The 23,284-nt window shown below is 70.2% G+C and carries 33 protein-coding genes; 21 read left to right on the top strand and 12 right to left on the bottom strand.

Annotation, left to right across the window (positions count from 1 at the left end; all coding sequences use genetic code 11):
• The first annotated feature begins 262 nt into the window (after positions 1–262).
• Genes V8688_RS07405 through V8688_RS07390 form a run of 4 tightly spaced genes read left to right on the top strand, consistent with a single transcriptional unit; the run spans position 263 to position 3,395 of the window.
• Positions 263–1,180: a universal stress protein gene (locus V8688_RS07405; RefSeq protein ID WP_218718080.1), complete on the top strand. Its 918-nt coding sequence runs from the start codon at positions 263–265 to the stop codon at positions 1,178–1,180.
• On the top strand, positions 1,177–1,815 hold the full coding sequence (locus V8688_RS07400) for an SRPBCC family protein (RefSeq protein WP_342800468.1): 639 nt from the start codon (positions 1,177–1,179) through the stop codon (positions 1,813–1,815). The genes V8688_RS07405 and V8688_RS07400 overlap by 4 nt, the downstream gene beginning before the upstream one ends.
• Before the next feature lie 12 nt (positions 1,816–1,827).
• Positions 1,828–2,883: a zinc-dependent alcohol dehydrogenase family protein gene (locus V8688_RS07395; RefSeq protein ID WP_342800467.1), complete on the top strand. Its 1,056-nt coding sequence runs from the start codon at positions 1,828–1,830 to the stop codon at positions 2,881–2,883.
• Positions 2,883–3,395: a GNAT family N-acetyltransferase gene (locus V8688_RS07390; RefSeq protein WP_218718083.1), complete on the top strand. Its 513-nt coding sequence runs from the start codon at positions 2,883–2,885 to the stop codon at positions 3,393–3,395. The genes V8688_RS07395 and V8688_RS07390 overlap by 1 nt, the downstream gene beginning before the upstream one ends.
• Before the next feature lie 64 nt (positions 3,396–3,459).
• Here V8688_RS07390 and V8688_RS07385 read toward each other — a convergent pair whose 3' ends face one another.
• The gene (locus V8688_RS07385; RefSeq protein ID WP_342800466.1) at positions 3,460–4,791 is read right to left on the bottom strand and encodes a wax ester/triacylglycerol synthase family O-acyltransferase; all 1,332 of its coding nucleotides are present in this window, start codon (positions 4,789–4,791) and stop codon (positions 3,460–3,462) included.
• A 225-nt stretch (positions 4,792–5,016) separates the two neighbouring features.
• Here V8688_RS07385 and V8688_RS07380 point away from each other — a divergent pair, with 225 nt between their 5' ends.
• Positions 5,017–5,925 carry a universal stress protein gene (locus V8688_RS07380; RefSeq protein ID WP_316574979.1) on the top strand — a complete coding sequence of 303 codons (909 nt, stop codon included), beginning with the start codon at positions 5,017–5,019 and terminating at the stop codon, positions 5,923–5,925.
• Positions 5,926–6,026: 101 nt separating this feature from the next.
• Here V8688_RS07380 and V8688_RS07375 read toward each other — a convergent pair whose 3' ends face one another.
• Together V8688_RS07375 and V8688_RS07370 are read right to left on the bottom strand one after the other, a co-directional pair.
• On the bottom strand, positions 6,027–6,281 hold the full coding sequence (locus V8688_RS07375) for a hypothetical protein (protein WP_218718086.1): 255 nt from the start codon (positions 6,279–6,281) through the stop codon (positions 6,027–6,029).
• 125 nt (positions 6,282–6,406) lie between these two features.
• Positions 6,407–7,039, bottom strand: a complete 633-nt coding sequence (locus V8688_RS07370; protein ID WP_342800465.1) for a hypothetical protein — start codon at positions 7,037–7,039, stop codon at positions 6,407–6,409.
• A gap of 356 nt (positions 7,040–7,395) precedes the next feature.
• On the opposite strand from V8688_RS07370, the gene V8688_RS07365 reads away from it, so the two are divergent.
• The 5 genes from V8688_RS07365 (at position 7,396) to V8688_RS07345 (ending at position 9,485) form a co-directional block, all read left to right on the top strand.
• Positions 7,396–7,602, top strand: coding sequence for a hypothetical protein (locus V8688_RS07365; protein WP_342800464.1), 207 nt, complete (start codon positions 7,396–7,398; stop codon positions 7,600–7,602).
• Positions 7,599–7,853, top strand: coding sequence for a hypothetical protein (locus V8688_RS07360; RefSeq protein WP_316574982.1), 255 nt, complete (start codon positions 7,599–7,601; stop codon positions 7,851–7,853). The genes V8688_RS07365 and V8688_RS07360 overlap by 4 nt, the downstream gene beginning before the upstream one ends.
• 58 nt (positions 7,854–7,911) lie before the next feature.
• Positions 7,912–8,499: a hypothetical protein gene (locus tag V8688_RS07355; RefSeq protein WP_316574983.1), complete on the top strand. Its 588-nt coding sequence runs from the start codon at positions 7,912–7,914 to the stop codon at positions 8,497–8,499.
• Positions 8,500–8,557: 58 nt separating this feature from the next.
• Positions 8,558–9,022, top strand: coding sequence for a CinA family protein (locus V8688_RS07350; protein ID WP_218718091.1), 465 nt, complete (start codon positions 8,558–8,560; stop codon positions 9,020–9,022).
• 295 nt (positions 9,023–9,317) lie between these two features.
• The gene (locus tag V8688_RS07345) at positions 9,318–9,485 is read left to right on the top strand and encodes a hypothetical protein (protein WP_342800463.1); all 168 of its coding nucleotides are present in this window, start codon (positions 9,318–9,320) and stop codon (positions 9,483–9,485) included.
• A 19-nt stretch (positions 9,486–9,504) separates the two neighbouring features.
• Here the strand turns inward: V8688_RS07345 and ligD are convergent, their stop codons facing one another.
• The gene (ligD, locus tag V8688_RS07340; RefSeq protein ID WP_342800484.1) at positions 9,505–10,455 is read right to left on the bottom strand and encodes a non-homologous end-joining DNA ligase; all 951 of its coding nucleotides are present in this window, start codon (positions 10,453–10,455) and stop codon (positions 9,505–9,507) included.
• 105 nt (positions 10,456–10,560) lie between these two features.
• Here ligD and V8688_RS07335 point away from each other — a divergent pair, with 105 nt between their 5' ends.
• Complete coding sequence (locus tag V8688_RS07335; RefSeq protein ID WP_218718093.1) at positions 10,561–10,752, top strand: DUF1508 domain-containing protein; 192 nt, start codon at positions 10,561–10,563, stop codon at positions 10,750–10,752.
• A 6-nt stretch (positions 10,753–10,758) separates the two neighbouring features.
• On the opposite strand, the gene V8688_RS07330 is transcribed toward V8688_RS07335, so the two are convergent.
• The 4 genes from V8688_RS07330 to V8688_RS07315 all read right to left on the bottom strand — a co-directional run bounded on the left by V8688_RS07330 (position 10,759) and on the right by V8688_RS07315 (position 13,438).
• The gene (locus V8688_RS07330) at positions 10,759–10,974 is read right to left on the bottom strand and encodes a hypothetical protein (protein ID WP_255587603.1); all 216 of its coding nucleotides are present in this window, start codon (positions 10,972–10,974) and stop codon (positions 10,759–10,761) included.
• A gap of 502 nt (positions 10,975–11,476) precedes the next feature.
• Positions 11,477–12,088: a UdgX family uracil-DNA binding protein gene (locus V8688_RS07325; protein ID WP_218718095.1), complete on the bottom strand. Its 612-nt coding sequence runs from the start codon at positions 12,086–12,088 to the stop codon at positions 11,477–11,479.
• Positions 12,089–12,137: 49 nt separating this feature from the next.
• Entirely contained in the window at positions 12,138–13,097 is a 960-nt protein-coding gene (locus tag V8688_RS07320) for a TIGR03557 family F420-dependent LLM class oxidoreductase (RefSeq protein ID WP_218718096.1), read from the bottom strand.
• A gap of 20 nt (positions 13,098–13,117) precedes the next feature.
• A complete protein-coding gene (locus V8688_RS07315) occupies positions 13,118–13,438 on the bottom strand; it encodes a plasmid stabilization protein (protein ID WP_218718097.1) in 321 nt (106 codons plus the stop codon).
• A 217-nt stretch (positions 13,439–13,655) separates the two neighbouring features.
• On the opposite strand from V8688_RS07315, the gene V8688_RS07310 reads away from it, so the two are divergent.
• From V8688_RS07310 to V8688_RS07270, 9 genes are all read left to right on the top strand, one after another.
• Positions 13,656–14,222: a sigma-70 family RNA polymerase sigma factor gene (locus tag V8688_RS07310; RefSeq protein WP_218718098.1), complete on the top strand. Its 567-nt coding sequence runs from the start codon at positions 13,656–13,658 to the stop codon at positions 14,220–14,222.
• Entirely contained in the window at positions 14,213–14,788 is a 576-nt protein-coding gene (locus tag V8688_RS07305; RefSeq protein ID WP_218718099.1) for an Asp23/Gls24 family envelope stress response protein, read from the top strand. The genes V8688_RS07310 and V8688_RS07305 overlap by 10 nt, the downstream gene beginning before the upstream one ends.
• The gene (locus V8688_RS07300) at positions 14,785–15,162 is read left to right on the top strand and encodes an Asp23/Gls24 family envelope stress response protein (protein ID WP_218718100.1); all 378 of its coding nucleotides are present in this window, start codon (positions 14,785–14,787) and stop codon (positions 15,160–15,162) included. The genes V8688_RS07305 and V8688_RS07300 overlap by 4 nt, the downstream gene beginning before the upstream one ends.
• Positions 15,159–15,494 (top strand): hypothetical protein, encoded by a 336-nt coding sequence (locus V8688_RS07295; RefSeq protein ID WP_218718101.1) that lies wholly within the window; start codon positions 15,159–15,161, stop codon positions 15,492–15,494. The genes V8688_RS07300 and V8688_RS07295 overlap by 4 nt, the downstream gene beginning before the upstream one ends.
• Before the next feature lie 73 nt (positions 15,495–15,567).
• Positions 15,568–16,047, top strand: a complete 480-nt coding sequence (locus V8688_RS07290; RefSeq protein WP_218718102.1) for an Asp23/Gls24 family envelope stress response protein — start codon at positions 15,568–15,570, stop codon at positions 16,045–16,047.
• Between the two features lies 1 nt (position 16,048).
• Positions 16,049–16,237 carry a hypothetical protein gene (locus V8688_RS07285; protein WP_019050519.1) on the top strand — a complete coding sequence of 63 codons (189 nt, stop codon included), beginning with the start codon at positions 16,049–16,051 and terminating at the stop codon, positions 16,235–16,237.
• Complete coding sequence (locus V8688_RS07280) at positions 16,234–16,551, top strand: Asp23/Gls24 family envelope stress response protein (protein WP_218718103.1); 318 nt, start codon at positions 16,234–16,236, stop codon at positions 16,549–16,551. The genes V8688_RS07285 and V8688_RS07280 overlap by 4 nt, the downstream gene beginning before the upstream one ends.
• Entirely contained in the window at positions 16,548–17,084 is a 537-nt protein-coding gene (locus V8688_RS07275) for a DUF6286 domain-containing protein (RefSeq protein ID WP_342800462.1), read from the top strand. Before V8688_RS07280 ends, V8688_RS07275 begins: the two co-directional genes overlap by 4 nt.
• Positions 17,081–17,653, top strand: a complete 573-nt coding sequence (locus V8688_RS07270; RefSeq protein WP_342800461.1) for an alkaline shock response membrane anchor protein AmaP — start codon at positions 17,081–17,083, stop codon at positions 17,651–17,653. Before V8688_RS07275 ends, V8688_RS07270 begins: the two co-directional genes overlap by 4 nt.
• Before the next feature lie 30 nt (positions 17,654–17,683).
• Here the strand turns inward: V8688_RS07270 and V8688_RS07265 are convergent, their stop codons facing one another.
• The 3 genes from V8688_RS07265 to V8688_RS07255 form a co-directional block, all read right to left on the bottom strand.
• Positions 17,684–18,652, bottom strand: coding sequence for a hypothetical protein (locus V8688_RS07265; protein ID WP_342800460.1), 969 nt, complete (start codon positions 18,650–18,652; stop codon positions 17,684–17,686).
• Positions 18,653–18,804: 152 nt separating this feature from the next.
• A complete protein-coding gene (locus V8688_RS07260; protein WP_342800459.1) occupies positions 18,805–19,674 on the bottom strand; it encodes an alpha/beta hydrolase in 870 nt (289 codons plus the stop codon).
• Between the two features lie 54 nt (positions 19,675–19,728).
• Positions 19,729–21,180 (bottom strand): amidase, encoded by a 1,452-nt coding sequence (locus tag V8688_RS07255; RefSeq protein WP_218718107.1) that lies wholly within the window; start codon positions 21,178–21,180, stop codon positions 19,729–19,731.
• A 305-nt stretch (positions 21,181–21,485) separates the two neighbouring features.
• Here V8688_RS07255 and V8688_RS07250 point away from each other — a divergent pair, with 305 nt between their 5' ends.
• Complete coding sequence (locus V8688_RS07250) at positions 21,486–21,728, top strand: hypothetical protein (RefSeq protein ID WP_342800458.1); 243 nt, start codon at positions 21,486–21,488, stop codon at positions 21,726–21,728.
• Positions 21,729–21,735: 7 nt separating this feature from the next.
• Here the strand turns inward: V8688_RS07250 and gndA are convergent, their stop codons facing one another.
• Positions 21,736–23,181 carry an NADP-dependent phosphogluconate dehydrogenase gene (gene gndA / locus V8688_RS07245; protein WP_218718109.1) on the bottom strand — a complete coding sequence of 482 codons (1,446 nt, stop codon included), beginning with the start codon at positions 23,179–23,181 and terminating at the stop codon, positions 21,736–21,738.
• Positions 23,182–23,284 lie beyond the last annotated feature (103 nt).

Genomic DNA, 23,284 nt, shown 5'->3' with positions numbered 1-23,284 from the left:
GCGGCTGACCCGTTGTGTAGTGCCCGCGCGTCCGAGCGACCGCAGTAGCCGAGAACGCGGGGTGCGTAGGCGTAGCAGGCACCCAGCGCCAGGGCTCACGGGGCCGCGAGCACCCGGTCGAGGGCGACGACTTCGATCAGCCCGCGCGGTCCAGGTGTGTCCGATCGGCCCTTCGGTCGGGGACCTACGCCAGCAGTCACCCGACCCCGGTGGTTCGTACGGTCGACCTATTCGTACCGCACGCCGATAGGGGCACACCACCATGAGCACGCATCGCACCGAGGAAGCACACGAGCTCGCGACGTCCGCCGTCGTGGTCGGGACCGACGGATCGGCAGCGGCCGACGTCGCTGTCCGCTGGGCCGCGCAGACCGCCGCCGAGCGGGGCCGCCGCCTGCTGATCGTGCACGGACTCGACCTGGCCCGCACCGCCGCTGTCAACCCCTACGCTGTCGTCACACCGGCGGTGATCGACGCGGTGCGCGCCCACGGCACCGCCGTCCTGGCCGACGCCGAGCGCACGGCCCGCGAGGCCGCGCCCGGAGTCGAGGTCAGGACCGAGCTCGTCGCGGGGCACCCGGCGCGGACACTGATCTCGCTGTCGCGCCGTGCTCATCTGGTCGCGCTCGGAGCGACACCGGATGTCGGCGCGCTCGCGCATCTCGGATCGACGCTGCTGGCCGTCACCGCCCATGGCTCGGGCCGGATCGTGGTGGTCGACACCGGCACGGGGCAGGCGCCCCGCCGCACCGGGCCGATCGTCGTCGGTGTCGACGGCAGCCCCACCAGCGAGCAGGCCATCGCCGCGGCGTTCACCGAAGCTTCGGAGCGAACGGCACCCCTCGTCGCCGTACTCGCCGGAAACGACACGTCCTTCGGGGAGTTCGCCGGTGAGTTCAGCGTCGACGATCAGCAGGCCTCCGACCAAGCGCTGCTGGCCGAGCGGCTCGCCGGCTGGAACGAGAAGTACCCGGATGTCCCGGTGACGCATCGGGTCTACCCCGCCGATGCGCGTCAACACCTGCAGGAGTGGTCGGACTCGGCACAGATGGTGGTCGTCGGAAGCCACGGGTGGGGTGGGCTGCGCGGTCTCGTCCTCGGTTCGACCAGCAGTTGGCTTGTCCAGCACGCCCACTGCCCCGTCATGGTCGCGCATCCCGTCGGCGAGGACCTGCGATGAAGAACACGACAGCCTTCGCCGTCGGCGCCGCGGTCTACGCCGCCGGACTCGGACTCGGGTACTCGGTTCTGCTGCGCAAACGGTTCGCGACCTGGGGCGCGACCCGCGACGAGGCGCAGCGGACGATACCCGGCGACGAACTGCTCCCGCACCCCGATATTCGCACGACCAGGGCGATCACCGTCGCGGCCGAACCGGCGGCGATCTGGCCGTGGCTCGTGCAGATCGGCCCCGGGCGCGGCGGCGCGTACACCTACGACTGGATCGAGAACCTGTTCGGCCTCGACATGCACAGCGCCGACGAGATCCTGCCGCGATTTCAGCATCCGGCGCTGGGCGACGTGATCGCCCTCGGCGCGCGCGGACCCCGCCTGCGGATCCGCGTGCTCGAACCCGACCGGTCACTGGTGTTCGCCTCGGAGGACGGCGCCTGGGTCTGGTCGTTCGCCCTCTATCCCGAACCCGCAGGCACCCGGCTGATCAGTCGCAATCTCATCTCGCTGACCGAGGCGTCGCTGGGGACACGGTTGTTCACCCGCCTCGTCGCCGAGCCGGGCAGCTTGGTCATGGAGCGAAAGATGCTCTCGGGCATCCGAACCCGTGCCGAGTCACTCGCCCGGTCGTCGGCGATCTGAAAGGAGTCCTCGATGTTCGCCATGGTCTACGACGGTCCAGGACGTCCACACCGTCGCGAGGTACCCGATCCGACGATCCTCGACCGCACCGACGCCGTCGTCACCGTCGACACGGCCACCATCTGCGGAACCGACCTGCACATTCTCCAGGGTGATGTGCCCGAGGTCGAGCGCGGGCGGATCCTCGGCCACGAGGCCGTCGGCACCGTCACCGCCATCGGTGGCGCGGTGCGCACCGTGCGGGTCGGGGATCGAGTTCTCGTGTCGTGTATCTCCGCGTGTGGAGCGTGCGCATCGTGCCGGGAGGCCCGCTACGGGCAGTGCACCGGCGGCGGTGGATGGCTGCTCGGCCACGAAATCGACGGTACCCATGCGGAATCGGTGCGCGTGCCGTTCGCCGACCTGTCGACCCACCCGATCCCACCCGGCATCAGCGACGAGCAGATGCTCATGCTGGCCGACATCCTGCCCACCAGCTACGAGGTCGGCGTCGGCAACGGCAGGGTGCGGCCGGGCGACACCGTGGTCATCGTCGGCGCGGGGCCGATCGGGTTGGCCGCGGTGATCACCGCGCGGCTCTACAGCCCGAGCCGCATCATCGTCGTCGACCTCGCCGACTCCCGGTTGGCCGCCGCGCACGCACTCGGTGCCGATCCGGTGCTCAACAGCCGACGCGACGAGGTGCGCGCCCGGGTCGCCGAGCTCACCGGTGGCCGAGGCGCCGATGTGGCGATGGAGGCGGTCGGGGTACCCGAGACCTTCGAACTGGCCGTCGATCTCGTGCGTCCGGGCGGTCACGTCGCCAATATCGGGGTGCACGGCGCACCGGCCACGCTGCACCTCGAGAACCTGTGGAGCCGGGATCTGACGATCACCACCGGCCTGGTGGATACGCATTCGACCCCGCGCCTGATCGAACTGATCCGATCCGGGCACCTCGATCCCACCCCGCTGATCACGCACCGTTTCGCAATGGGCGAATTCGTCGACGCCTACGACACTTTCGCGCGCGCCGCGGAGACAGGCGCGCTGAAGGTCGCCGTCACCCGGTCGAAGGCGGGATCGTGATGACCACCGCCCTGCGGAACATCGTCCTGCGCGAACTCGGCCCCACCGACCGGGACGCGGTACGCGAACTCCACGCCGGGCTCGACCGGACCGACGGCTACTTCCGGTTCTTCGCCCCACCGCCCAAGGACCTCGACCGGGTGGTCGGCTCGATCGCGTCGCACGACCCCACACACTGCGCGGTCGGCGCGTTCCTCGACGACCGGCTGGTCGGTGTCGCGAATTTCGTCGTCCTCGACGACGGGGTCAGCGCCGAGATCGCTCTGGTCGTGGCCGCCGACGAACAACACCACGGCATCGGCACCGTGCTGTTCCATCGGCTCACCGAGCTCGGTCGCGCCCGCGGCCTCGACCGGTTCATCGCCGAGGTGCTGCCGACGAACTCCAAAGCCATGCGGCTGATCATCGATTCCGACCTGCCGATCTCGGCTCACCGCAGCGACGGCGTCATCCAGATCGCGCTCCATCTGCGCACCCCGAGCCGCTCGGCGAACCAGGCGCCACGGCGGTAGTCGAGCCGAGCTCGCGCCGTCGTCGCGGCCGGAACGCGTCCGCGTCCTCGGATCGCTCTCGGTTCTATCGCGCGCGGGCCAGTAGTTCCGCAACACCGTCCTCGATACCGGCGGCGATCAGGTCGATGTCGGGTGTGGAGTCGTAATCCCCGGTGATGCCGAAGACCAGGCGGTCGTCGTAGCTCAGGATCGCGATCGTGGTGCGCAGGCGCATCGCGAGGGGAATGCAGGGCCAGATCTCCGTCACCGCGCGACCGTCCAGGCTCAGCTGTCCACGGGGTCCCGGCACATTGGTGGCCAGCGCGCCGACACTGCGCTGCGGGAAGTGACCGGCCAGCCGGAACGCCCACGCCCCGACGGCGAACGGCAGCAGCTGCGCCACCGCCAACATCGACTTCTCGGCCTCGGCTTCGCCCCGCGCACGGTGGCGCGCGACGCGCTCATGGACGGCGCTCAACCGCTCGACCGGATCGGTGAACTCCACCGGGAGATGCGGGATGATCGCCGAAATGCGGTTGTCCAAGGCGAATTCGGCATCGGTGGCACGCATGGACACCGGGACCAGAATCCGAATTCCGCCCGCCGCCGGGTCCTCGCCGCGGTCACGCAGAAGCCGCCGGTAGGCCGCGGTGACGGCGGCCAAGGCCACGTCGTTGACCGATGTGCCGAACGCCGTCTCGATCGTGCGGATGTCGGTCATCGACGCCCGCGCGACGGCATAGCGGCGCTGGCGGCCGAGCGGCCCGTTCAAGGACGACGGGCTGCCCGGAGCCACCGCGGCGGACACCACGGGCACGAGCGCGCGCATCATCGACAGAGCGAAGCGCGGCGCCGTCACCGGCAGCCGAATCGCCCTGCTCACCCATTCCACGACGCCGGTCCCCGAGGTGCCCGAGGTCGGAGTGCTCGCCGGTGCGGCGCGGTCGACGGCGGCATCGCACAGTTGCTCGAACAACGCGATTCCCGACAGGCCGTCGACCATGCTGTGGTGGGCCTTCACGATCAATGCCCATCGGTCGCCGGTCAGCTGCTCGACGACCACGCACTGCCACAGGGGATGGTCCCGGTCGAGCCGTTGCTCCAGTTCGGTGGCGACGAGCTCCCGCAAGGCCGACTCGTCCCGCGGGCCGGGCACAGCGGTCCACCGGATGTGGTGTGCGAGGTCGAAACCGGGGTCGCGCTCCCACACCGGTGCGGACAGGTCCAGCGGCCTTCTGCGCACTCGCCTGCGCAGGATTTCGACGTGGTCGATCCGCTCCCGCAGCCACGCGACGAACTCGGCGCGCGTCGGCGCGGGCCCGGCCACGATCGCGACGGCGCCGATGCCGAGGCTGATGCGGCGATCAGCGTCCTCCAGTTCCATGAATCCCCAGTCCAGGGGGTGTAGCTCTGTCATCTCGACCTCGACGTAGGCGATGTGGTGCCCGGCCCGTTTCTGGTGCGCAGCCGGTGATCTGATCCTCGCCGGGACAGTCGGAAACGGCGAGAGACCATGGTCGACGAACAGCGGCCGAACTGCTCTTCCTCCCCCACGGCCGGCGATCCAGCCGATGCCATTGGTCCCCGTGTTCCGGGCACCACGGCTCTGACCGGCGAAGTGCCCGCGTGCCACGCTGAGGCCATGACCGAGCACAGCGAGAACCCCCACCGCGTCGCCTCGGCGGCGGTCGTCGTCGGAATCGATGGATCGGACGGATCGACCGCCGCCGTGCGCTGGGCCGCCCGCACCGCCGCGGCGCGCGGCCGTGCCCTGCACATCGTGCACTGCACCGACCCGGTCGCCGACCGCACACCCCGCAGCGCCTACGACGCGTTCATCTACACCACGATGCACGACATCCGGTCGGCCGCCGAGCAGGCGCTGGCCACCGCCCGCCAGGACGCGCTCACCGCCGCGCCGTCGGTCACGGTGACCACCGAACTCGCCACCGGCAACCCCGCGCGCACCCTCATCGATGCCTCGGCGCACGCGCATCTGCTGGTGCTCGGCGCGGCGGCTGCGGTCGGTCCGATCGCCCACCTCGGTTCGACGCTGCTGGCGGTGACCGCGCACGCGCACGGCGCGGTCGTCATCGTGCGCGGGTCCGATCCCGAGCGCGACAGCGGTCCTGTCGTCGTGGGTGTCGACGGCAGCAGCGTCGGCGAGCCCGCCATCGGCGCCGCGTTCGCCGAAGCCGCGCTGCGCCACAGTCGACTGGTCGCGGTGCACGCCTGGAGCGATCTGGCCCAGGGCCAGTTCGCCGGCACCAGCTACCTCGAGTTGCCCATCGACGATTTCACGGTCGCCGAGGAAGCGCTGCTGGCCGAACGCCTGGCGGGATGGTCCGAGCAGTTCCCCGAGGTGGACGTGCGCCGCGAGGTCGAGGTGTTCGGTCCACGCGAGAACCTGGCGCGCTGGTCACGAACCGCCCAGCTGCTCGTCGTCGGCAGCCGCGGTCGCGGCGGATTCCGGGGCCTGCTGCTCGGATCGACCAGCCACTGGCTCGTGCAGCACGCCGACTGCCCGGTCATGGTCGTCCACCACGACTGACCCCGTACTGTCCGGCTCCCGAAGGGCCACCGGTACCCCTGTCCGCCCCACCTGTCACGGCAGGCGGGGCGGACAGGGTGCCGGAGGCGTTCGGGACCGGCTCATCGACGGTCGACGGACCGGAGAACGGACAAGCGGTCCGCGTACTCCTTCGCATCGATCTCGCCGCGCGCGAACCGCTCCGCCAGGACATGTTCCGGACCGGGTGGTGCCGGGTGCCGGTGCTCGCCGTCCATTCGGAACAGGTATCGCAGCGCGAGCGCGAAGCCGACGATCAACAGGGCCCAGAACAAGACCATCCCGACTCCCATCCACGCGTATCCCCAACCGTTGACGTCGTGGTCATACCAGTACATTCTCCGCCTCCTACCGAATCGCGGCCGACCGGCCGACTCCGTCAACCATGTGCCGGCGGGAGCTGCCGGGAGAAGGGTCGACAGGCACCATGAGCGAGTACCAAGGCCCCCGCTGCGGGGTCGAATCAGCGCCCGTCCTCGGCCTGTGCACGCAACAGCCACACCAGGAATCCGCCCGAGACACCGGCCATCACGAACGCCATCAGCAATCCCCCGGCCAGGCCGATCAGGGCGATCTCGACCGGCTGCTGGCCCGGCTGCCACAGGGGGCTGGTGAAGAGCGCGAACGCGACCAGGCCCGCCGCCCACGACAGCGCGGTCGCGCCGATCCACCAGCCTGCCCGTGCCAGATATCGGCGCAGCACGCTCCACTGAGCCACCCCGATAGCCGAAACCACCACGGCGCCGCCCGCGCACAGCACCGGTATCGCCGCCGCTGTCGGCCAGCCACGGAAACCGTCGGTGCCCACCGGCACCATCGCCACGGACCAGGCGATCGCCGCGCCGAGCGCGGTCGCCGCGATCCAGGCGCGGCCGGGAAGTTCGGGAAGCGCGGGGCGTAGTGCCCGCGCCTGGAACCAGCCGAGCACGATGCCCTCGCCCAGGCCTGCCGCCAGTAGGGCCGTCGTCGCCGGCCATCCGCCGCGCTCCCACACCGCCGTCGCCACGATCGCCGGTAGCGAGAAGCCGAGGAATTCGCCCACGGTGACGAAGGCGATCCAGCGGTGCCACATCGGCTTTCCCGTCTCGATGCGCATCGGGACCTCCTCGACGGTCGGACAATCGGTATTCGTCCCTGTCACCATCGCTTCTCGGGCAGCCCCGGCGGCAGTGCCGTTCGCCCCGTGCGGGTCCCTGCCGACATCACCGATGGACACGACGAAAGGCCCCCCGCGCGGGGTCTCCGGACCCTGCCGGGACAAGCGCCGCCCGGTGCACGCTGAGACCGGCAGAAAGGGGCCGAGATGAACACCGCCGGGTACGCGAAACGGATTGTCCACGCCGACGGCAGAGGTGACAGTTCATGAGCACGCCGACGGTCGACGAGTCGCGCACCACGGACGCGGCGCCGAGATCGGCGCCTGTCTCCACCGTCGCGGAAACGGTACCGCCGATGGCATCCGACGAACTGGAAGCCATCGCGCAACTGCTCGCCCGCAGATTCCCCGACGTTCCCGGCACGTATGTGCGCTACGTGGTCGAGTCGACCTATCGCGAACTCGCCCGGACGGCACGCATCCATTCCCACCTGATACCGCTGACCCTCAACCTGTCCAGGTCGCGGTTGGCGCAAGACGACGAAATCGGAGAAACACCATGAGCGACACCACGTCCGACGCGGTCTACCACAGCAAGCCGGGCGAGAGCCTCGCCGATCCCTACAACATCCCCGGCATTCTGCTCTTTCTCGCGGGCGTCGTCGGCCTGGCATCGACACTCACCGCCGCCGGCTACGGCTTCGCCGGCTGGGCGTGGCTCGGCGCCGTCGCCACCGCGCTGTGCTTCACCGCCGCCGTCGCGGTGTTCGTTCTCGAGCACGAGCGGTTGCGCCGGCTCGCCCGGCGCCGCTGATCCGGTCGCGGGCCGCGGAGTTGTCTCGCCGCCGCGCGCCGATCACCACGGTCTGGTCATGAACGTGACAGTCCTGCCTTTCCTGATCGTTGTCGCCGTGGTGTTCGCGGTGAATCTGCTGCCCGCGTTCGGACCGCCCAATGCGGTGCTGGTGGTGTTCTTCGCGTTGAATTGGCACCTCCATCCGGTCCCGCTCGTCGTCGTCGCCGCTGTCGCGTCCGGCGCGGGTCGCTACCTCCTCGCCACCGCCACCCATCATCTCGGCGACCATCTCGGTGCACGCCGACGAGCCAACCTGCGAACAGCCGGCGACTATCTCACGCGGCGGCGCGGTCGCACCGTCGCGGTGCTGGGGGTCTTCCTCGTCTCCCCCTTGCCGTCGGCGCAGATGTTCGAGGCCGCGGGTCTGATGGGGCTTCGCCTGCTTCCGCTCACCGCGGCGCACGTCGCGGGAAGAACGGTCAGCTTCGCCTTCTATGTCGGCGCGACCGGGGTGGCCGAGCGGAGTCTCGGTACCACGCTCGTTTCCTCGCTGACCTCGCCGGCCGGGATCGCCGTTCAGATCGCGCTGCTCGCCGCGGTCGTCGGACTCACCCGAATCGACTGGACCACCTTCCTGCCGGGCGTCAGGCAGCCGCGAGCGTGAGTGCCGGCGCACTAGGCTGACGGAGCGCACCGATACGACTCGATCGTCGAAGGAGATCATGAGCGCGATCGCCCGTCAGCTCGCAGATCTGGCCGAACGGCGGGGCCTGACGGTGGCCGTCGCCGAATCGTTGACAGCGGGCAATGTCGCGGCCGCCCTGGGGGCCGCGCCCGATTCGGCCGTATGGTTCCGCGGTGGCGTCGTCGCCTACGCCACCGAGGTCAAGCAGCGTGTCCTGGGTGTTCCCGATGTTCCGGTGGTCTCCGAGGTCGCGGCCACCGCGATGGCCGAGGGCGTCCGGGCCCTGATGGACGCCGACATCGCCGTCGCCACCACCGGTGTCGGTGGTCCGGGGCCGCAGGACGGGGAACCCGCCGGATCGGTGTGGTTCTGCGTCGTTTCGCGCAGCGCCGCGCGAGCTAGCCATCGGCACTTCGACGGCGATCCGGCGCAGGTGCTCGATCAATCGGTGCGGTACGCGCTCGAGCTGCTGTTGTCGATGGCGACAACGATCGCGACATAACTCTCCGCTTCGTCGTTTCACACCACGCCGAGCGGGCATCCCGGCTGTGTGGAGCCGGTCGACCGGATGCGTACGGCACCGACCGCTCCCTGCGTTTCGCTGGACGGTGTCGACACCGGATAGACCGCGGGAGTGAGCCGACGCGCACTACTCGCGACGCCAACGGCGTCGTCGCGGGCGGTGTGCTCGGCTCGCTCCCCGGCCGCCCGACAGCTGCTCGTAGCCGCCGCTACCGGCGTATCGCCGTCCGCACGAGATCGCGACGGCGCGCGATCTGCTGTGTGACGGCCAGGCGATGACGGTGGTGACGGACGGTGCGTCCGGCACCGGCACGGTGGCGTGGCCGTCGCGGAGCTGCGCCCGCAACGAACTCGGGCACCACCGCGCAGGCCCGTCCGAGCGTGATCAGCTGGGTCAGCCCGACGGCGGACTCTTCGACTACGCCGGAATCGTGCCCTGGTGACGAGCGCACCGCGCGGGTCCTAGAAGGGCACGGCGACGTCGTCGGGTTTCTTGTCGGTCCGGATCCCCCGAAAGCTGGGGTGGCGCAGCATTCCGTCGGCGCTGATCTCGCGGTACTCGATGTCGGCGACGAACACCGGCTCGACCCACCAGGCGGCCCGCACCGCCGCGGCAGGCGGCGGGTCGTCGAGCGGGCTGGTGTCGCGGCGGACCTTCTCGAGGGCAGCGTGGAGGCTGCGGCGGGCCTCGGTGGTGAATCCGGTCCCGACCCCGCCGATGCAGCGCAGGTGTCCGTCAGGGGTGTGTCCGGCCAGGATCAGACCGCCGAAAGTGGCGGCGTTGGCGCCGGTTCCGGGGACCGCGCCGACGATGACGGCCTCGGTCGTGGCGCGCAGCACGGTCTTGATCCAGGCCGAGGAGCGGCGACCAGGCTCATAGATCGAGTCGATCCGCTTGCTGACAATGCCCTCCAGACCGGTTTCGGCGGCGGTGCGCAGCAGCCGCTCGGCGTCGACCTCGGCCAACGACCAGTTCGGCGGAACCCGCACGCGCACACCGTCGTCGAGGCGCAGATCGGCCAGCTCGGCCCGTCGCGACGAGTACGGGTCCGCGAGCAGGATGTCGTCGTCGAGGGCGAGCAGGTCGAAACCGAGGTAGTCCACGCGCACCTGCTCGAGCAGCGCGGGCGCGGGCCGCTGGACATGCATTCGCCGCTGCAGGCGGGAGAACGACGGGGCCCCGGCGGCATCGAGGGCGACGAGCTCGCCGTCGATCAGCAGGGTTCGTCCGTCGGTGAGCTCGGTCAGCGCCGCGACGACGTCGGGGTAGGAGGCGGTGATCTCGCGCAGGTTCCGGCTCCACAAGCTCACCCCGTCGCCGGTGCAGCGAGCGATCGCGCGGACGCCGTCCCACTTCATCTCCGCGCACCAGCCACCTGGCGGCCGCGGGGGCCGTCCGGGTGTGGCCAGCATCGGTGCCGGCACCGCCAGACCCACAAGATCGAGAATAGACCCGTCCGAGTGGGTATTCTGCCCTGGTAGGCACGTTTTCCCGGCGAACGAAAGCGAGGCCCGGTCATGGCAGGAAAGTTCGAGATCTTCGCCGACGCGGCGGGTAAGTTCCGGTGGCGGCTCAAGGCGGGCAACAACGAGGTCGTCGCGCAGTCGCAGGCCTATGAGTCCAAGGACGGTGCGAAGAAAGGCATCGCCTCGGTGCAGAACAGCGCCCCCGGCGCCACGATCACCGATCTCACCGTCGCGGCCACCTGACGTCGGTCAGAGCTGGGCGGTTAGGCCGAGTGGATGCAGGCCCTCGGTCCGGCGCAGTGTCTCGGCCGCGGCGCCGACGCGCAGTAGCGACTCGGTCGACAGTCCCGCCGCGGTGACCAGCAGGCCGCGCAGATGGTGATCGTGGAGTGCTGTCACCAGAGCGTGGTCGGACTGCGGGTCGGCCTCGTCGGACGGGGTGTCCTCGGGCGTCACGAACTGCATGATGACCTCCTGCTGCGGCCACCCCCCTACTGTGGTGGCCTGTATCGACGCGGCTATTCCCACTTGCAGCTCCGTCAATCACGTCCGTTGCGAGTGCGCGCAACAGCGGCAGGAACCACGGCCCGACGATGCCGTCGACGACCACGTCGTAGCCGCCGCGTGAGTACGCCTCGACCGCCGCGACGATCGCCTCGATCACGACCTCGTTCTGGCGATGCGCTGCGGGGAGGAACGGCAGGACGAACCCCGTACGGATCGAGCGGTAGAACACGTCGGTCTCGAGATGGACCGTGGGGACATCGGCCGTCCCGGCGAGCAACCGGGCGACTGACGTTTTTCCCGCGGCGGGAGGTCCGGTCAGGACGAACACTTCACCACTCAGGTCCACCGACCCCATTCACCCGACCAGGCGAGAAGCAGTCTTGTCTTTCCCGGCCCGCTGCTCCGAACTCGGTGCCGACACTGCCGAATTGCACGTGATGCAAGGTTCACCGCCGCACGGTCATCGCATCTCGAATACCCTCGCCAGGTCGTCGACGAATTCGGTGTAGGACCGTGCGCGATCGGGTGCTCGCAGGACGGCGGACGGATGGACGGTCACGCCCACCCGGAAGTCGTCGAGTTCGACGGTGTGGCCACGGAGTTCGGTGACCTCGGCCCGCGGGCCGAGGACCGCGTGGGTGGCGATCGCGCCGAGGCAGACCACCAGGTCGGGAGCGACCAGGTCGAGTTCGGTGCGCAGCCAGGGGGCGCAGGCGACGATTTCGGTGCGGCGGGGTTGCTGATGGATGCGTCGTTTCCCGCGCCGCTCGAAGCGGAAGTGCTTGACCGCGTTGGTGAGATACAGTGCGGCCCGGTCGACGCCGAGGTCGTCGAGGGCGCGGTCGAGCAGTCGGCCAGCCGGACCGACGAAGGGGTGGCCGTCGAGGTCCTCGTCGTTGCCGGGCTGCTCGCCGACCAGGACCGTGCGCGCGTGCGGCGTGCCGGCACCGAAGACGGTCTGCGTGGCGTCGCGATAGAGGTCGCAACCATGACACGTGCCCGCTGCCGCACGGACCGCTTCCAGGTCGTCCGTGTCGGGTACGTACTCGGCGGCGCCGGGGTAGACCGTCACGACGCCACCGCCTCGGCCGGGCCGATCGGCATCGCCATCCCCGCCTCCCTCAGACCTCCGCGCGCAGCAGATCGTTCAGTTCGCCCTGGTAGAAATCGAGGAACGCGTCCATGTCGGGTCCGGCGTTCATCAACACCACCCGGTCGTAGCCGGCCTCGACGGCGTCGCGCACCGCGTCGACATAGGGTTTCGGGTCGCTGCCGCACACCATGGCATCGAGCATGTCGTCCACGCGCACGGTGGTCGTGGCGGCGGCGAAGTTGGCCGGGTTGGGCAGCTCGCTCATCACTTTCCAGCCGCCGACCGACCACCGGTTGGTCGACAGCGCGGCTTGCGCGCCCGCGCGCTCGTCGTCGGCGAAGGCGACGCCCACCTCGAGGTAGCGCGGCCCGTCACCGCCCGACTGCCGATAGGCCCGTACCAGCTCGGGCTTCGGTTCGGTGGCGAACAGCCCGTCGCCGAGCTCGGCGGCGAGTTCGGCCGCGCGCGGACCACCGGCGGCCACGGCGATCTCCGGTGGGGTCTCGGGCAGATCGAACACCCGGGCGTCCGACAGCGACAGATATCGCCCGTCGTAGCTGCGATAGCCACCCCGCCACAGCAACCGGATGATCTCGAGCGCCTCGCGCAGCATTCGATGCCGCACCCGCACCGGCGGGAAGTCCCCGCCGACGATGTGCTCGTTGAGCCGTTCGCCCGAACCGATGCCGAGGGTGAACCGCCCGTCGGAGAGCAGCGCGGTCGTCGCGGCGGCCTGGGCGATGATCGCGGGGTGATAGCGGATCATCGGACAGGTCACGCCGGTGGCCAAGCCGATCCGTTCGGTGCGTGCCGCGATCGTGCCCAGCACGGTCCACGCGAACGGTGAGTGGTTCTGGTTGTCGAGCCACGGATGGAAATGGTCACTCATCTCGACGAAGTCGAAGCCCACCGCTTCGGCCCGAACGGCCTGGCGCACCAGTTCGTTCGGGTCGAAGGCCTCGGCCGCCAGTTTGAATCCGATCTGCATGGCGAACCTTTCGCAGCGGGTCAGGCGCGACCGAGGGCGTGGGCCAGTTCCTGCTTGTTCATCTTCGAGCGGCCGTCGATATTGCGGCGGCGGGCTTCCTCGTAGAGCTGATCGCGGGTCTTCCCACTCCCCTGGGCCCGCTGCCCGCCGCGCTTGGACGACGCCCCCGAAGCGGACTTGCCGCCCGAGCCCTTGGTCTCGCCGTGCCGGGATCGCGTCTTGTTGACCGTCGCCGCGGCGATCTCCTCGGCGCGCTTCTCACTGCGACCACGGTCACGCTCGGACTTCTTGATGTCCTTGTACTGCCGTTCGCGTTTCGCACTCCACGTCTGCTGGGGCATGACATACACCTCCTGGGTCCGGGAACGACGTTCTCTTCCGCGCCTACCCGCGGATCCGCCCGGGAAACCGCCGCTCGTGCACCGGCGCGAGGGCCGGTGACCGCGACACCCCCGGAACTCGTCGGCAGCCGGAGTGAGACGACGATCACTGATAGTTTGCCGTGACGAATTCCTGCGCATCGGTGTCCATCACAGGAGCAGCGGAGGAGGTGCCGGTGTGACCACGACGTCGCCCGCACCCGAGACAGAGCTGGACGACGCGACCCTGGCCGGGCGAGCGCGTGACGGCGATGTCCGGGCATACGAGCAGCTGGTGCTGCGCTACCAGGGACCGATGTTCCGGTTGGCCGCCAAGATGCTGGCCGACCGGGCCGAGGCCGAGGACGTGACCCAGGAGGTGTTCCTCAAAGCCTGGCGCACGATCACCCGACTACAGGACGACGCGGCCTTCGCGGGCTGGCTGTACCGGATGACGACCAACCGGTGCCTCAACGTCCTGCGCGCACGGCGGGTCCCCGCCGATGTCGACCCCGACACGACGGCCTCGACCCGCACCGACACCAGGCCCGAGCACGCCACGGAGGTGAACAGCCAGATGGCCGCGCTCACCGACGCGCTGCAGCAGCTGACGCCGGAGCAGCGCGCGTGCTGGCTGCTGCGCGAGGTCCACGGCCGGTCCTATGACGAGATCGCCGAGATCGTCGGCGCCAACAGCACAGCGGTGCGCGGGCGGATCGCACGTGCCCGAGCCCAACTGGCAGAGGTGATGAAGCCATGGCGGTGACCAACCAGACCGACAACGACTACCTGCTCCCCTGCGGACGCGGCCTGGAGCAGGTCTGGGATCGGCTCGACGCGCCGGACGCCGACCAGCACGAGGCCTCGTGCCCGCACTGCGCCGGGGCCAGGGAGAGCCTGCTCACCCTGCGCAACGCCACCAGGGAGCTCATCGACGAACCCGACCCGCCGCCGCCCGACCTGTTCGGCCGGATCATGTCCGCTGTGCGGGCCGATGTGCGCCGCGGCCGCACCCTGTCCGTCGACACGCCCCACCCCGGCGCCGTCCAGGTCAGCGAGCAGGCCGTGGCCACCGTGCTGCGATTCGCCGCCGACACCGTCGACGGCGTGCGCGCACGCGGCTGCCGGGTGCGCAGCAGCGAACCCGGATCCGACGGCGAACAGGAGATCACGGTCGAGATGACCATCGCCGTCCGCAACGGCGCCCACGCCATCGACACACTGGTCGCCGCGGTGCGTGAACGCGCGCGGGCCGCGACCACCGCGCGGGTCGGGGTACGGCTCGGCAGGCTCGACATCACCGTGGTCGACCTCTACGAGGAGGACAGGTGACGGGCCCGGCCCCCGCGACCGAGCTGGTCGTCGGGGACGCGGTGATCGCCGGCGTGGCCGCCCGAGCGGCGGCGCAGGTGCCGGGCGTGGCCAGGCTCGAACCGGGCGTCCTCGGACTGGTCGGGCATCTCGCCCGCTCCGGGCGGCAGTTGTGGATCGGCCGCGAACCGGCCGCGTCGGCCGGAGTCAGGGTGCGCCGCGCCGGTGGCCTGCTCGACATCCAGATCGATCTGGCGCTCTCGGCATCGGGCAACGTCGTCGAGGTCGGCGGCGCCGTGCAGCGGGCCGTGGCCGAGGCCGTCACCGAATCCACCGGCGCCGAGGTCGACTCGGTGCGGGTGTACGTGCTCGACATCGAACCGGGGCGGCCGTGAGCGGCGACGAGGACCTGACCGACCGGATCATCGCGGCGATCGACGCCATCGACGGCGCCCACCCCGCGGTCCCGATGGGTCTGCAGAACAGCCGCTGGCTGCCGTGGAACGCGGGCAGAGCCGCCGTCGACCTGGGCGAGGAGACGGTCGAGATCCGGGTCGTCGCCACCACGCTGCCGCTGGCGCCCCTGCTCGAGAAGCTGGACTCGGCCGTGCGGCCGGTCCTGGCCGGAACCAGCTGGGCCGGCGCCGGATTGCGCGTGCACGTTGTGGATCTCGACGTCGACGCCTTCGCCGCCGACAGCGATCCAGATCACTCATCGGGACCGTGACGATCGCCCGACGGCGGTGTCCTACCTATGACAGTTCGTCAACCCTTGGAACACAAGACAATCGGGAGGCATCATGTCCAGCACGACCACCGAGAACGCCAAGGCCGTGGAGAAGGCCGGGGCCGGCCGGGACGGGTCGAACCGCCCGAGCGCCCTGGTGACCGATCAGGGCACCACCACGATCGCCGACGCCGTCGTCCAGAAGATCGCGGGTCTGGCGGCGCGGGAGGTCAGGGGCGTCCACGACCTCGGCGGCGGCACCGCTCGCGCGATCGGCGCACTGCGCGACCGCATTCCGGGCGCGTCCTCGAGCATCGGCCAGGGCGTCTCGGTCGAAGTGGGTGAGAAGCAGGCCGCCGTCGACCTGGAACTCGTCGTCGAATACGGCGTCGCCATCGCGGAACTGGCGATCGCGGTGCGCCGCAACGTGATCACGGCCATCGAGCAGATGACCGGGCTCGAGGTCGTCGAGGTCAACATCAACGTCAACGATGTCTACATCGAGGACGACTCCGCCGAGCAGCAGGCGCCGAGCCGCGACCGGGTGCAGTGACATGAACGCCACCACGATCTGCCTCGTCATGGGTCTGTCCCTCGGATTCGCCGCCGCCTTCGGTGGCTTGGGCGCGTTCGCTGTCGTGCTGATCTTCGGTGGCCTCGGCCTGCTGATCGGGCGCTGGCTCGACGGCGAGGTCGACCTGTCCGGGCTGTTGCGCTCGGCGCAGGATCGGGGCAGGCGGTGACCAGCGCCGCCGCCCCGCTCCCCGGCACGACCACGATCGGCGAGCGCGCGGTACGCCGCATCGCCGAGCGGGCCGCCGCCGAGGTGACCGGAGTCGGGCCCGAGGTGCAGGTGAGCGCGCAGGTTGTCGGGACCGGCGCGACCCTGCGCGTCCGGCTCCCCGTCCGCTATCCGCTGTCGGTGCGCGGCGTGACCGAGCAGTGCCGCGCGCATCTGATCACCAGGACCGAGGAGCTGACCGGGCTCACCGTGCCACGAGTCGACATCGAGGTCTCGGCCATGGTGCCGGAACCGCCCGAGAGGAGAGTCCGATGACACGCCGCCCACGCCGGGTCGTCCCGGCCGTCGTCGCCGCGCTGGCGCTGTGCGCCGTCGCGGTGCTCGTGGTGGTGTCGCTGGTCCAGCGGCTCACCGGGACACGGGAATGGGTCTCCTACGACAGCATCGCCACCCGGCTGCACCAGACGGCGTGGGGTAGCGGATGGGTGCTCGGCGTCGGCATCGTCGTCGCGGTACTCGGTCTGGCCCTGCTGGCGGTAGCGGCGCTGCCGGGCAAGCCGGTGGTGCTGGCGCTCGAAGCCGGGGACGGCATCGACGCCGGCATCGCCCGCCGCAGCCTGCGCAACGCGCTCGCCGACGCCACCGGCGGGGTGGACGGCCTGGACAGATCCCGGGTCCGACTGCGTCGCAAGAAGATCCAGGTCTCGGGCCATACCCACCACACGGCCGAGCAGACCGCCCAGGACGTCGGGGTGGCGGTCGCGGAGCGGCTCGACCGGATCAAGCCGGCCGAGGTCCCCCGCTTGCGCACCAGCCTGCGCACCATCGGCCACGGGGGTGCGCGATGACCACCGCCAACCGGCCGGCCCGGCTGAACCGCGGTGTGCTCGCACTGCTCGGCATCGTGCTCGCCACGGCGGGCGGGCTGCTGATCGCGGCGCACTTCGGTGCCTTCCGGGTCTCCCCCGCGACCCCGCTGGTTCCCGGCACCGAAGAGCCGCCCAGCATCGTCTTCTACCTCGTGATCGCCGGCGCGGTGGTGCTCGCACTGATCTCGCTGCGCTGGCTGGCTGCCCAGTTCACCCGGCTGCCCAAGCGTGCCGTGTGGCAGCTCGGCGACACCGCCGGGCACGGCGGCACGATTCTCGGCTCCGGCACCGCCGCCGACGCGGTGGCCGCCGATGTGGCGACCTACGAGGGAGTCCGTTCCGCGACAGCACGTCTCGCGGGTAGCGCGACGGCCCCCGACCTGCATCTGCTCATCGACACCGATCCCGTCGCCGACCTGCCCGCCCTGCGCAGGCGCATCCTCGGCCACGCCGTGCCGCGCCTGCGCACCGCGCTCGACCTCGCCGCCATCCCGGTCACCGTCGAATTCCGCATCGCGGATCGGGGCCGGACCCGGCGCGCGCTGTAGCCCGTCGTGGGGGCCGAGGCCACGTTCCGCTCAGTCGGGCCGCGGCCCCTCGTCATCGCGGCCGCGCCGGCTGCCGGTATAGGCGCTCTCGCGGATCCGGTTGACCACGTTCGGGACCAACGCCACCTCGGCGGGATGGTTGAGGACCGGGTCGAAGAAGTCCGTGCGGTGCTCCCCCGGTTCGGCGCGGCGCAGGTCCAGCTCACCGATCGTCTCGGCGGGGCCGCCCAGCCCGTCGGCGGTGAGGGTGTAGCGCATCACCTGACCGTCGAGGTAGTCGCCCACCGCCTGCAACGACGCGGTGTTCGGCAGCGCCTCGGGGTCGAGCGGCTCGGCGAACAACCACGCCGGTGAGGCGTCGGCGAACCGGTACGGCAACAGCGAGCCGAAACAGGCCGTCGACCAGCCGCGCGCCGGTGTGAAGACGAATCGGCCGAGGGTGCCGCGGCCCGTGGTCGCCAGCGCGAAATCCCACGGGTGATCGTCGCGATCGAGCACCCGAAACGCCAACCCGAGCACGTCGGGCACCCCGACCGGACTACCCAGTCCCTTCGACAGTCGGGCGATGACCGCCCGATCACCGGCCCCGAACCACTGTTCGTACTGCTGCGTCGGCCGGAATCGCCCGGCCAGGCGGATTCCCCGCGGGTGGAACACCCGCGCGTGCCGCACCCGCGCCGCGGTCTGGAACGCGGCGGACACGACGGCGTTCGGCAGGTCGGTGAGCCCGCGGAGATCGATCAGCGGTACCTTCTTGCGCTCGTCGCCGTCCGCCTTCGTCGGCGTGCTCGCGCGAGGCCGCGGCGAAGCAGTGGGGGCGGGAAACGCACGGTTGCGGTAGTCGGATCCGATGTCGCTCTCGGTGTCGTCGCCGGAGAGCGGTTCCGGTTCACGCCAGTCCTCGACCCGGCCCGTGCCTCGGAGAGCCTTGTCCAGTTCGTCGGCCAACTCCGCGTCGTGAGCGGGTCCATGCTTGGTGTTGCCTCGTTCGATATCCAATTCGACCTCCTCTATCGGCCGTCGGCGACGCCGCCGAATCCAGCGGCGTCACCTCGCGCATACCCGACGTCGCGCTTCCGAACCGATCGCGGGGAACTCGACACCCGTGGTGAGCTTCGCCCGGCGTGGCGGCGACGTCGGGACACACTGGATCACCGGATGCTGTCGAGGACTCCGTGGAGGGTACGAGCGAAAGCCTCCGGCTGCCCCGGATAACCGGACTCCGCACCGGTGAAGCCGCCGTGGTGGCTCGGGAAGACGACCGGTCGGCTGCCGAGTCGATCGGTGATCGCCGTCGAGGTGCGCTCGGTGACCGTGCCCGTCGACTCCTCGCCGTAGCCGAGCACGATCCGGGTCGGCGCCGCGGTGAGCGCGGGGAGGTCGGCGCGGTAGTCCAGGACCGGGCGGGATCGCTCCGAGAGCAGCGGGTGGTCGCGGGCGCCGTCGTCTTCGGCCGGCAGGCCGAACAACGCGGGATCCGCGGCGGGCGCGGCGAAGTAGTCGTCGGTGAATTCGCCCTGCCAGGAGGTCATCGCGATGAAAGCCGCCATGCCCGTGCCGAAGCCTTTCGCGGCGTAGGCCTCGCGGTACCCCGCCGCGGCCCGCTCGGCCGCGGCGGCATCGGGCAGCGCGGACAGCAACGGCGGTTCGTGTGCGACCAGGGTGGTCACGTCGTCGGGGTGCGCGCTCACCAGCGCGAACGCGACGATGGCCCCGCCGCTGCTGGCGAAGATCTCGACCGGGCCCGCGCCGAGCGCCTCGATGACGGCGTGGACGTCCTCTGCGTGCACGGCGGGGACGTTGTCGACCAGGCCGTCGGTGCGGACACTGCGACCGAGCCCGCGCGGGTCGTAGGTGACGACCGTGCGATCGGGGAAATGCGACGCGAGCGCGGTGAAGCCACTCGCGTCCATCGGGAGGCCGATCATGAGCAGCGGCGGCCGTCCGTCGGTGGTCGGGAGCGGCCCGTGGACGTCGTAGGTGAGCGTTGCGCCGGGAGTAGCGAGCGTGTGTGTCGTCATGCCGATAGTGACGTGTCCGGCGGCGAGAACTCATCGGTGACCCGGTGCGGCGGGCTACCTCGGCGGCCGGAAGCCGCCGATCTTCTGCTCGAGCAGTTCGGCCAGCCGCAACGGGGTACGGTCTTCGAACATCGGTCCGATGAGTTGCACGCCCACCGGCAGTCCTGCGGTGGACAGACCCGTCGGGATGGCGGTCGCGGGCAGGCCGGGCATCGTGGCCAGACCGGCCCAGACGAGCTGGTCGAAGTACGGGTACGCGCCGCCGTCGATGTCGATCCGGCGTTCCAGCAGATCAGGGTTGTGATCGTGCGGGAACGCGGGAGTCGGTGTGATCGGGCACACCACCGCGTCGAACTCGGCGAACAGCTGACGCCAGCCGTGGCGATGCAGTTCGCGACGGTTGGTCACCGCGAGCCAGTCGCGGTGGGTGAACACCATGGCGCGCAGCCGCGCGGCGTCGAGACTCCGGTCGTCGGCGTGGAGTTCGGCGGCGCGGGTTTGCAGCTGCTCGTAGGCGTCGACGGGAAATCGTGCCACCGAGCCCGAGAACAGCAACTGTGTGTAGAGCGTCCCGGCTTCGGTCAGGTCGGGCAGCAGCGGACTGTGCCGTTCGACGCGGGCGCCGCCGTCGATCAGCGCGTCGGCCACCCGGTTCACCCCCGCCCGCACGGCGGCGCCGGTGGGTATGAGCGGATGGTCCTCGACGACCAGGACCCGGAAGTCGGCCAGCCGCTCGTGACGCGCGGGCGGCAGCGTCACGTCGTAGGCCCGGCCGTGTGTGAGCGGGTCCGGTCCGGCCATGACGTCGAGCAGCAGGCCCAGGTCGCGGGCGGTGCGCGCCATCGGACCGACGACCGCGAGGTCCAGATCGATCGGCAGGGCGGGCGCGTCCGGGGCGACCATGCCGCGCGTCGGCGCCAGCCCGACTGTCGGCTTGTGCGCGTAGACACCGCAGAAATGCGCGGGAGTACGCAGCGAACCGGCCAGGTCGGAACCGAGGGACAGCGCGCCGAACCCACATGCCAGGGCCGCCGCCGAGCCGCCGGAGGATCCACCCGAGGTGCGCTCGTGATCCCACGGGTTGGTGGTGGTGCCGTAGATCTCGTTGAAGCTCTGGATATCTTGCAGGCCCAGCGGCACATTGGTCTTGCCGAGCACGACCGCGCCCGCGGCCTCGAGCCGCGCTACCTGGACCGCGTTCTCGGTCGGGACATAGTTCGCGTGCTGCGGCATACCCCAGGTCGTGGGTAGCCCGGCGACGTCGTAGGACTCCTTGACCGTCATCGGGATGCCGAGCAGCGGCCGATCCTCGCCGCGGGCACGCGCCTGATCGGCACGATGTGCGGCGGCCCGCGCGCGGTCGAAGTCCGGTACACAGATCGCGTTGATCGCCCGGTCCTCACGCTCGATACGGGCGATCGCCGCCTCGGTGAGTTCTGCCGAGCTCACCGAACCGGCACGCAGGGCAGTTGAGAACTCTTCGGCCGACTGAAAATTCCACTCCACGTATTCGACGTTATTGCGCCCCGTCAGAAGCCATAAAACCCCGTTTCGCACAACGGGGTGCTTGTCTCAGCGCGAGCGGTCGCCACCACCTTCGCGCCGGCCGAGCGGGATCGGGACCGACGACCTGCGATCCGGGTTGTGCCATCCGCTTCCCCGGATTCGGTGGTCCGGCGTGCGATCCTCGACAGGGAATCGACGCTCGACTGTTCGCTGGAGACCGAAGTTCTTACACGGAGAACGAATCTCAGCAGGAGGTCGCTCGAATGCGTGTCTTTACCGTCCTCGCGACAGCTCTCGGAGCGACCATGACAACGCTGGCGCTGCTGTCCGCGCCGGCCGTGGCCGAAGTCGCCGCCACCGTCGACGCCGAGACGCTGATGTCGTTCGCATTCGGTCCGGGCGGAGCCCGCAGCGAATGTCACAGCGGTAAGCACCTGTGTGAGCCGAACGAATTCACCTGCGACAACGACAGATGCATTCAGAAACAATGGCTGTGCGACGGTGACGACGACTGTGGCGACGGCTCCGACGAGCGGAACTGTCAGTAGCGGGCGCTCAGTCCGCGGCCACCTCGCTGCGGTCACCGCTCCACAGCGTGTGGAACTTGCCGTCGGCGTCGATGCGCTCGTAGGTGTGGGCGCCGAAGAAGTCGCGCTGGCCCTGGGTCAGGGCGGCCGGAAGGCGCTCGGCCCGCAGGGCGTCGTAGTAGGACAGCGAGGACGCGAACGCCGGGACCGGGATTCCGAGCAGGGTGGCGGTGGACACCACGCGCCGCCAGCTGTCGATCGCGGTCTCGATGGCCTCGCGGAAGTAGGGCGCCAGGATCAGGCTCGGCAGGGCGGGGTCCTGCTCGTAGGCGTCCTTGATCCGGTTCAGGAACCGGGCCCGGATGATGCAGCCGCCGCGCCAGATGGTCGCCAGATCACCGGGGTGCAGATCCCAGCCGTATTCGGCGCTGCCCGCGGCGATCTGGTCGAAGCCCTGCGCGTACGCGACGACCTTCGAGGCGTACAGCGCCTGCCGGATGTCTTCGGTGAACTGCTCGACATCGGTGGGCTTGTCGGCCAGGGTGCCCGACGCCAGGCCCACCGCGGCTTTGCGCTGGGCCCGGGAACCGGACAGCGCTCTGGCGAAGACCGCCTCGGCGATGCCGGTCACCGGCACGCCGAGATCGAGCGCTGACTTGACCGTCCAGCGGCCGGTGCCCTTCTGCTCGGCGGCGTCGACGATGACGTCGACGAGCGGCTTGCCGGTCTTGGCGTCGACCTGGGCGAGCACCTCGGCGGTGATCTCGACCAGGTAGCTCTCCAGGTCGCCGGAGTTCCACTGCGTGAACACCTGCGCGATCTGCCCGGCGTCGAAGCCGAGCGCGTCCCGGAACAGGTGGTAGGCCTCGCCGATCAGCTGCATGTCGGCGTATTCGATGCCGTTGTGCACCATCTTGACGAAGTGCCCGGAACCGTCGGGGCCGATGTGGGTGCAGCACGGGGTGCCGTCGACCTGGGCCGCGATCGACTCCAGCAGCGGGCCGAGCGACTCGTAGGACTCCTTCGGTCCGCCCGGCATGATCGCGGGACCGTTGAGCGCGCCTTCCTCGCCGCCCGAGATGCCCGCACCGACGAAGTTCAGGCCCCGCTCGCGCAGGGCGGCCTCGCGGCGGATGGTGTCGGTGTAGAGGGCGTTGCCGCCGTCGATGATGATGTCGCCCGGCTCCATCACGGCGGCCAGTTCCTCGATGACGGTGTCGGTCGCCTCGCCTGCCTTGACCATGATCAGCACCCGCCGCGGCTTCTCCAGCGCCGCGACGAACTCCTCGACGGTCTCGGTGCGGACGAAGTCGCCGTCGTCGCCGTGCTCGGCGAGCAGCGCGTCGGTCTTGGCCACGGAACGGTTGTGCAGCGCGACGGTGTAGCCGTGCTTGGCGAAGTTGCGGGCGATGTTGCTGCCCATCACGGCCAGGCCGGTGACACCGATGTGTGCACGCGCGGTAGAGGTCGACATTGCTCAGCTCTCTTCGTTCGGCGGGTCCGACGGGTGCGGAAGACGGCTTCCTTGGCAGCCAAGTTACTGGGTGCCGATCCGCGGCCGAACACTTACCACCGTG

The organism is Nocardia sp. No.11, assembly GCF_038752175.1.
Classification (GTDB): domain Bacteria; phylum Actinomycetota; class Actinomycetes; order Mycobacteriales; family Mycobacteriaceae; genus Nocardia; species Nocardia canadensis.
Note: the sequence above shows the minus strand (reverse complement) of the source record. Positions and strands in the feature narration are given on the sequence as shown.

Bases quoted from the DNA above. Each gene is read 5' to 3' on its own strand.
- V8688_RS07250 (WP_342800458.1), top strand. From the start codon at position 21,486: ATGACAACGCTGGCGCTGCTGTCCGCGCCGGCCGTGGCCGAAGTCGCC.
- V8688_RS07395 (WP_342800467.1), top strand. From the start codon at position 1,828: ATGTTCGCCATGGTCTACGACGGTCCAGGACGTCCACACCGTCGCGAG.
- V8688_RS07370 (WP_342800465.1), bottom strand. From the start codon at position 7,039: ATGCGCATCGAGACGGGAAAGCCGATGTGGCACCGCTGGATCGCCTTC.
- gndA (WP_218718109.1), bottom strand. From the start codon at position 23,181: ATGTCGACCTCTACCGCGCGTGCACACATCGGTGTCACCGGCCTGGCC.
- V8688_RS07270 (WP_342800461.1), top strand. From the start codon at position 17,081: ATGACCACCGCCAACCGGCCGGCCCGGCTGAACCGCGGTGTGCTCGCA.
- V8688_RS07260 (WP_342800459.1), bottom strand. From the start codon at position 19,674: ATGACGACACACACGCTCGCTACTCCCGGCGCAACGCTCACCTACGAC.
- V8688_RS07385 (WP_342800466.1), bottom strand. From the start codon at position 4,791: ATGACAGAGCTACACCCCCTGGACTGGGGATTCATGGAACTGGAGGAC.
- V8688_RS07285 (WP_019050519.1), top strand. From the start codon at position 16,049: ATGAACGCCACCACGATCTGCCTCGTCATGGGTCTGTCCCTCGGATTC.
- V8688_RS07365 (WP_342800464.1), top strand. From the start codon at position 7,396: ATGGCATCCGACGAACTGGAAGCCATCGCGCAACTGCTCGCCCGCAGA.
- V8688_RS07400 (WP_342800468.1), top strand. From the start codon at position 1,177: ATGAAGAACACGACAGCCTTCGCCGTCGGCGCCGCGGTCTACGCCGCC.
- ligD (WP_342800484.1), bottom strand. From the start codon at position 10,455: ATGCTGGCCACACCCGGACGGCCCCCGCGGCCGCCAGGTGGCTGGTGC.
- V8688_RS07305 (WP_218718099.1), top strand. From the start codon at position 14,213: ATGGCGGTGACCAACCAGACCGACAACGACTACCTGCTCCCCTGCGGA.
- V8688_RS07380 (WP_316574979.1), top strand. From the start codon at position 5,017: ATGACCGAGCACAGCGAGAACCCCCACCGCGTCGCCTCGGCGGCGGTC.
- V8688_RS07315 (WP_218718097.1), bottom strand. From the start codon at position 13,438: ATGCCCCAGCAGACGTGGAGTGCGAAACGCGAACGGCAGTACAAGGAC.
- V8688_RS07335 (WP_218718093.1), top strand. From the start codon at position 10,561: ATGGCAGGAAAGTTCGAGATCTTCGCCGACGCGGCGGGTAAGTTCCGG.
- V8688_RS07275 (WP_342800462.1), top strand. From the start codon at position 16,548: ATGACACGCCGCCCACGCCGGGTCGTCCCGGCCGTCGTCGCCGCGCTG.
- V8688_RS07350 (WP_218718091.1), top strand. From the start codon at position 8,558: ATGAGCGCGATCGCCCGTCAGCTCGCAGATCTGGCCGAACGGCGGGGC.
- V8688_RS07320 (WP_218718096.1), bottom strand. From the start codon at position 13,097: ATGCAGATCGGATTCAAACTGGCGGCCGAGGCCTTCGACCCGAACGAA.
- V8688_RS07355 (WP_316574983.1), top strand. From the start codon at position 7,912: ATGAACGTGACAGTCCTGCCTTTCCTGATCGTTGTCGCCGTGGTGTTC.
- V8688_RS07405 (WP_218718080.1), top strand. From the start codon at position 263: ATGAGCACGCATCGCACCGAGGAAGCACACGAGCTCGCGACGTCCGCC.
- V8688_RS07360 (WP_316574982.1), top strand. From the start codon at position 7,599: ATGAGCGACACCACGTCCGACGCGGTCTACCACAGCAAGCCGGGCGAG.
- V8688_RS07290 (WP_218718102.1), top strand. From the start codon at position 15,568: ATGTCCAGCACGACCACCGAGAACGCCAAGGCCGTGGAGAAGGCCGGG.
- V8688_RS07330 (WP_255587603.1), bottom strand. From the start codon at position 10,974: ATGCAGTTCGTGACGCCCGAGGACACCCCGTCCGACGAGGCCGACCCG.
- V8688_RS07345 (WP_342800463.1), top strand. From the start codon at position 9,318: ATGACGGTGGTGACGGACGGTGCGTCCGGCACCGGCACGGTGGCGTGG.
- V8688_RS07390 (WP_218718083.1), top strand. From the start codon at position 2,883: ATGACCACCGCCCTGCGGAACATCGTCCTGCGCGAACTCGGCCCCACC.
- V8688_RS07375 (WP_218718086.1), bottom strand. From the start codon at position 6,281: ATGTACTGGTATGACCACGACGTCAACGGTTGGGGATACGCGTGGATG.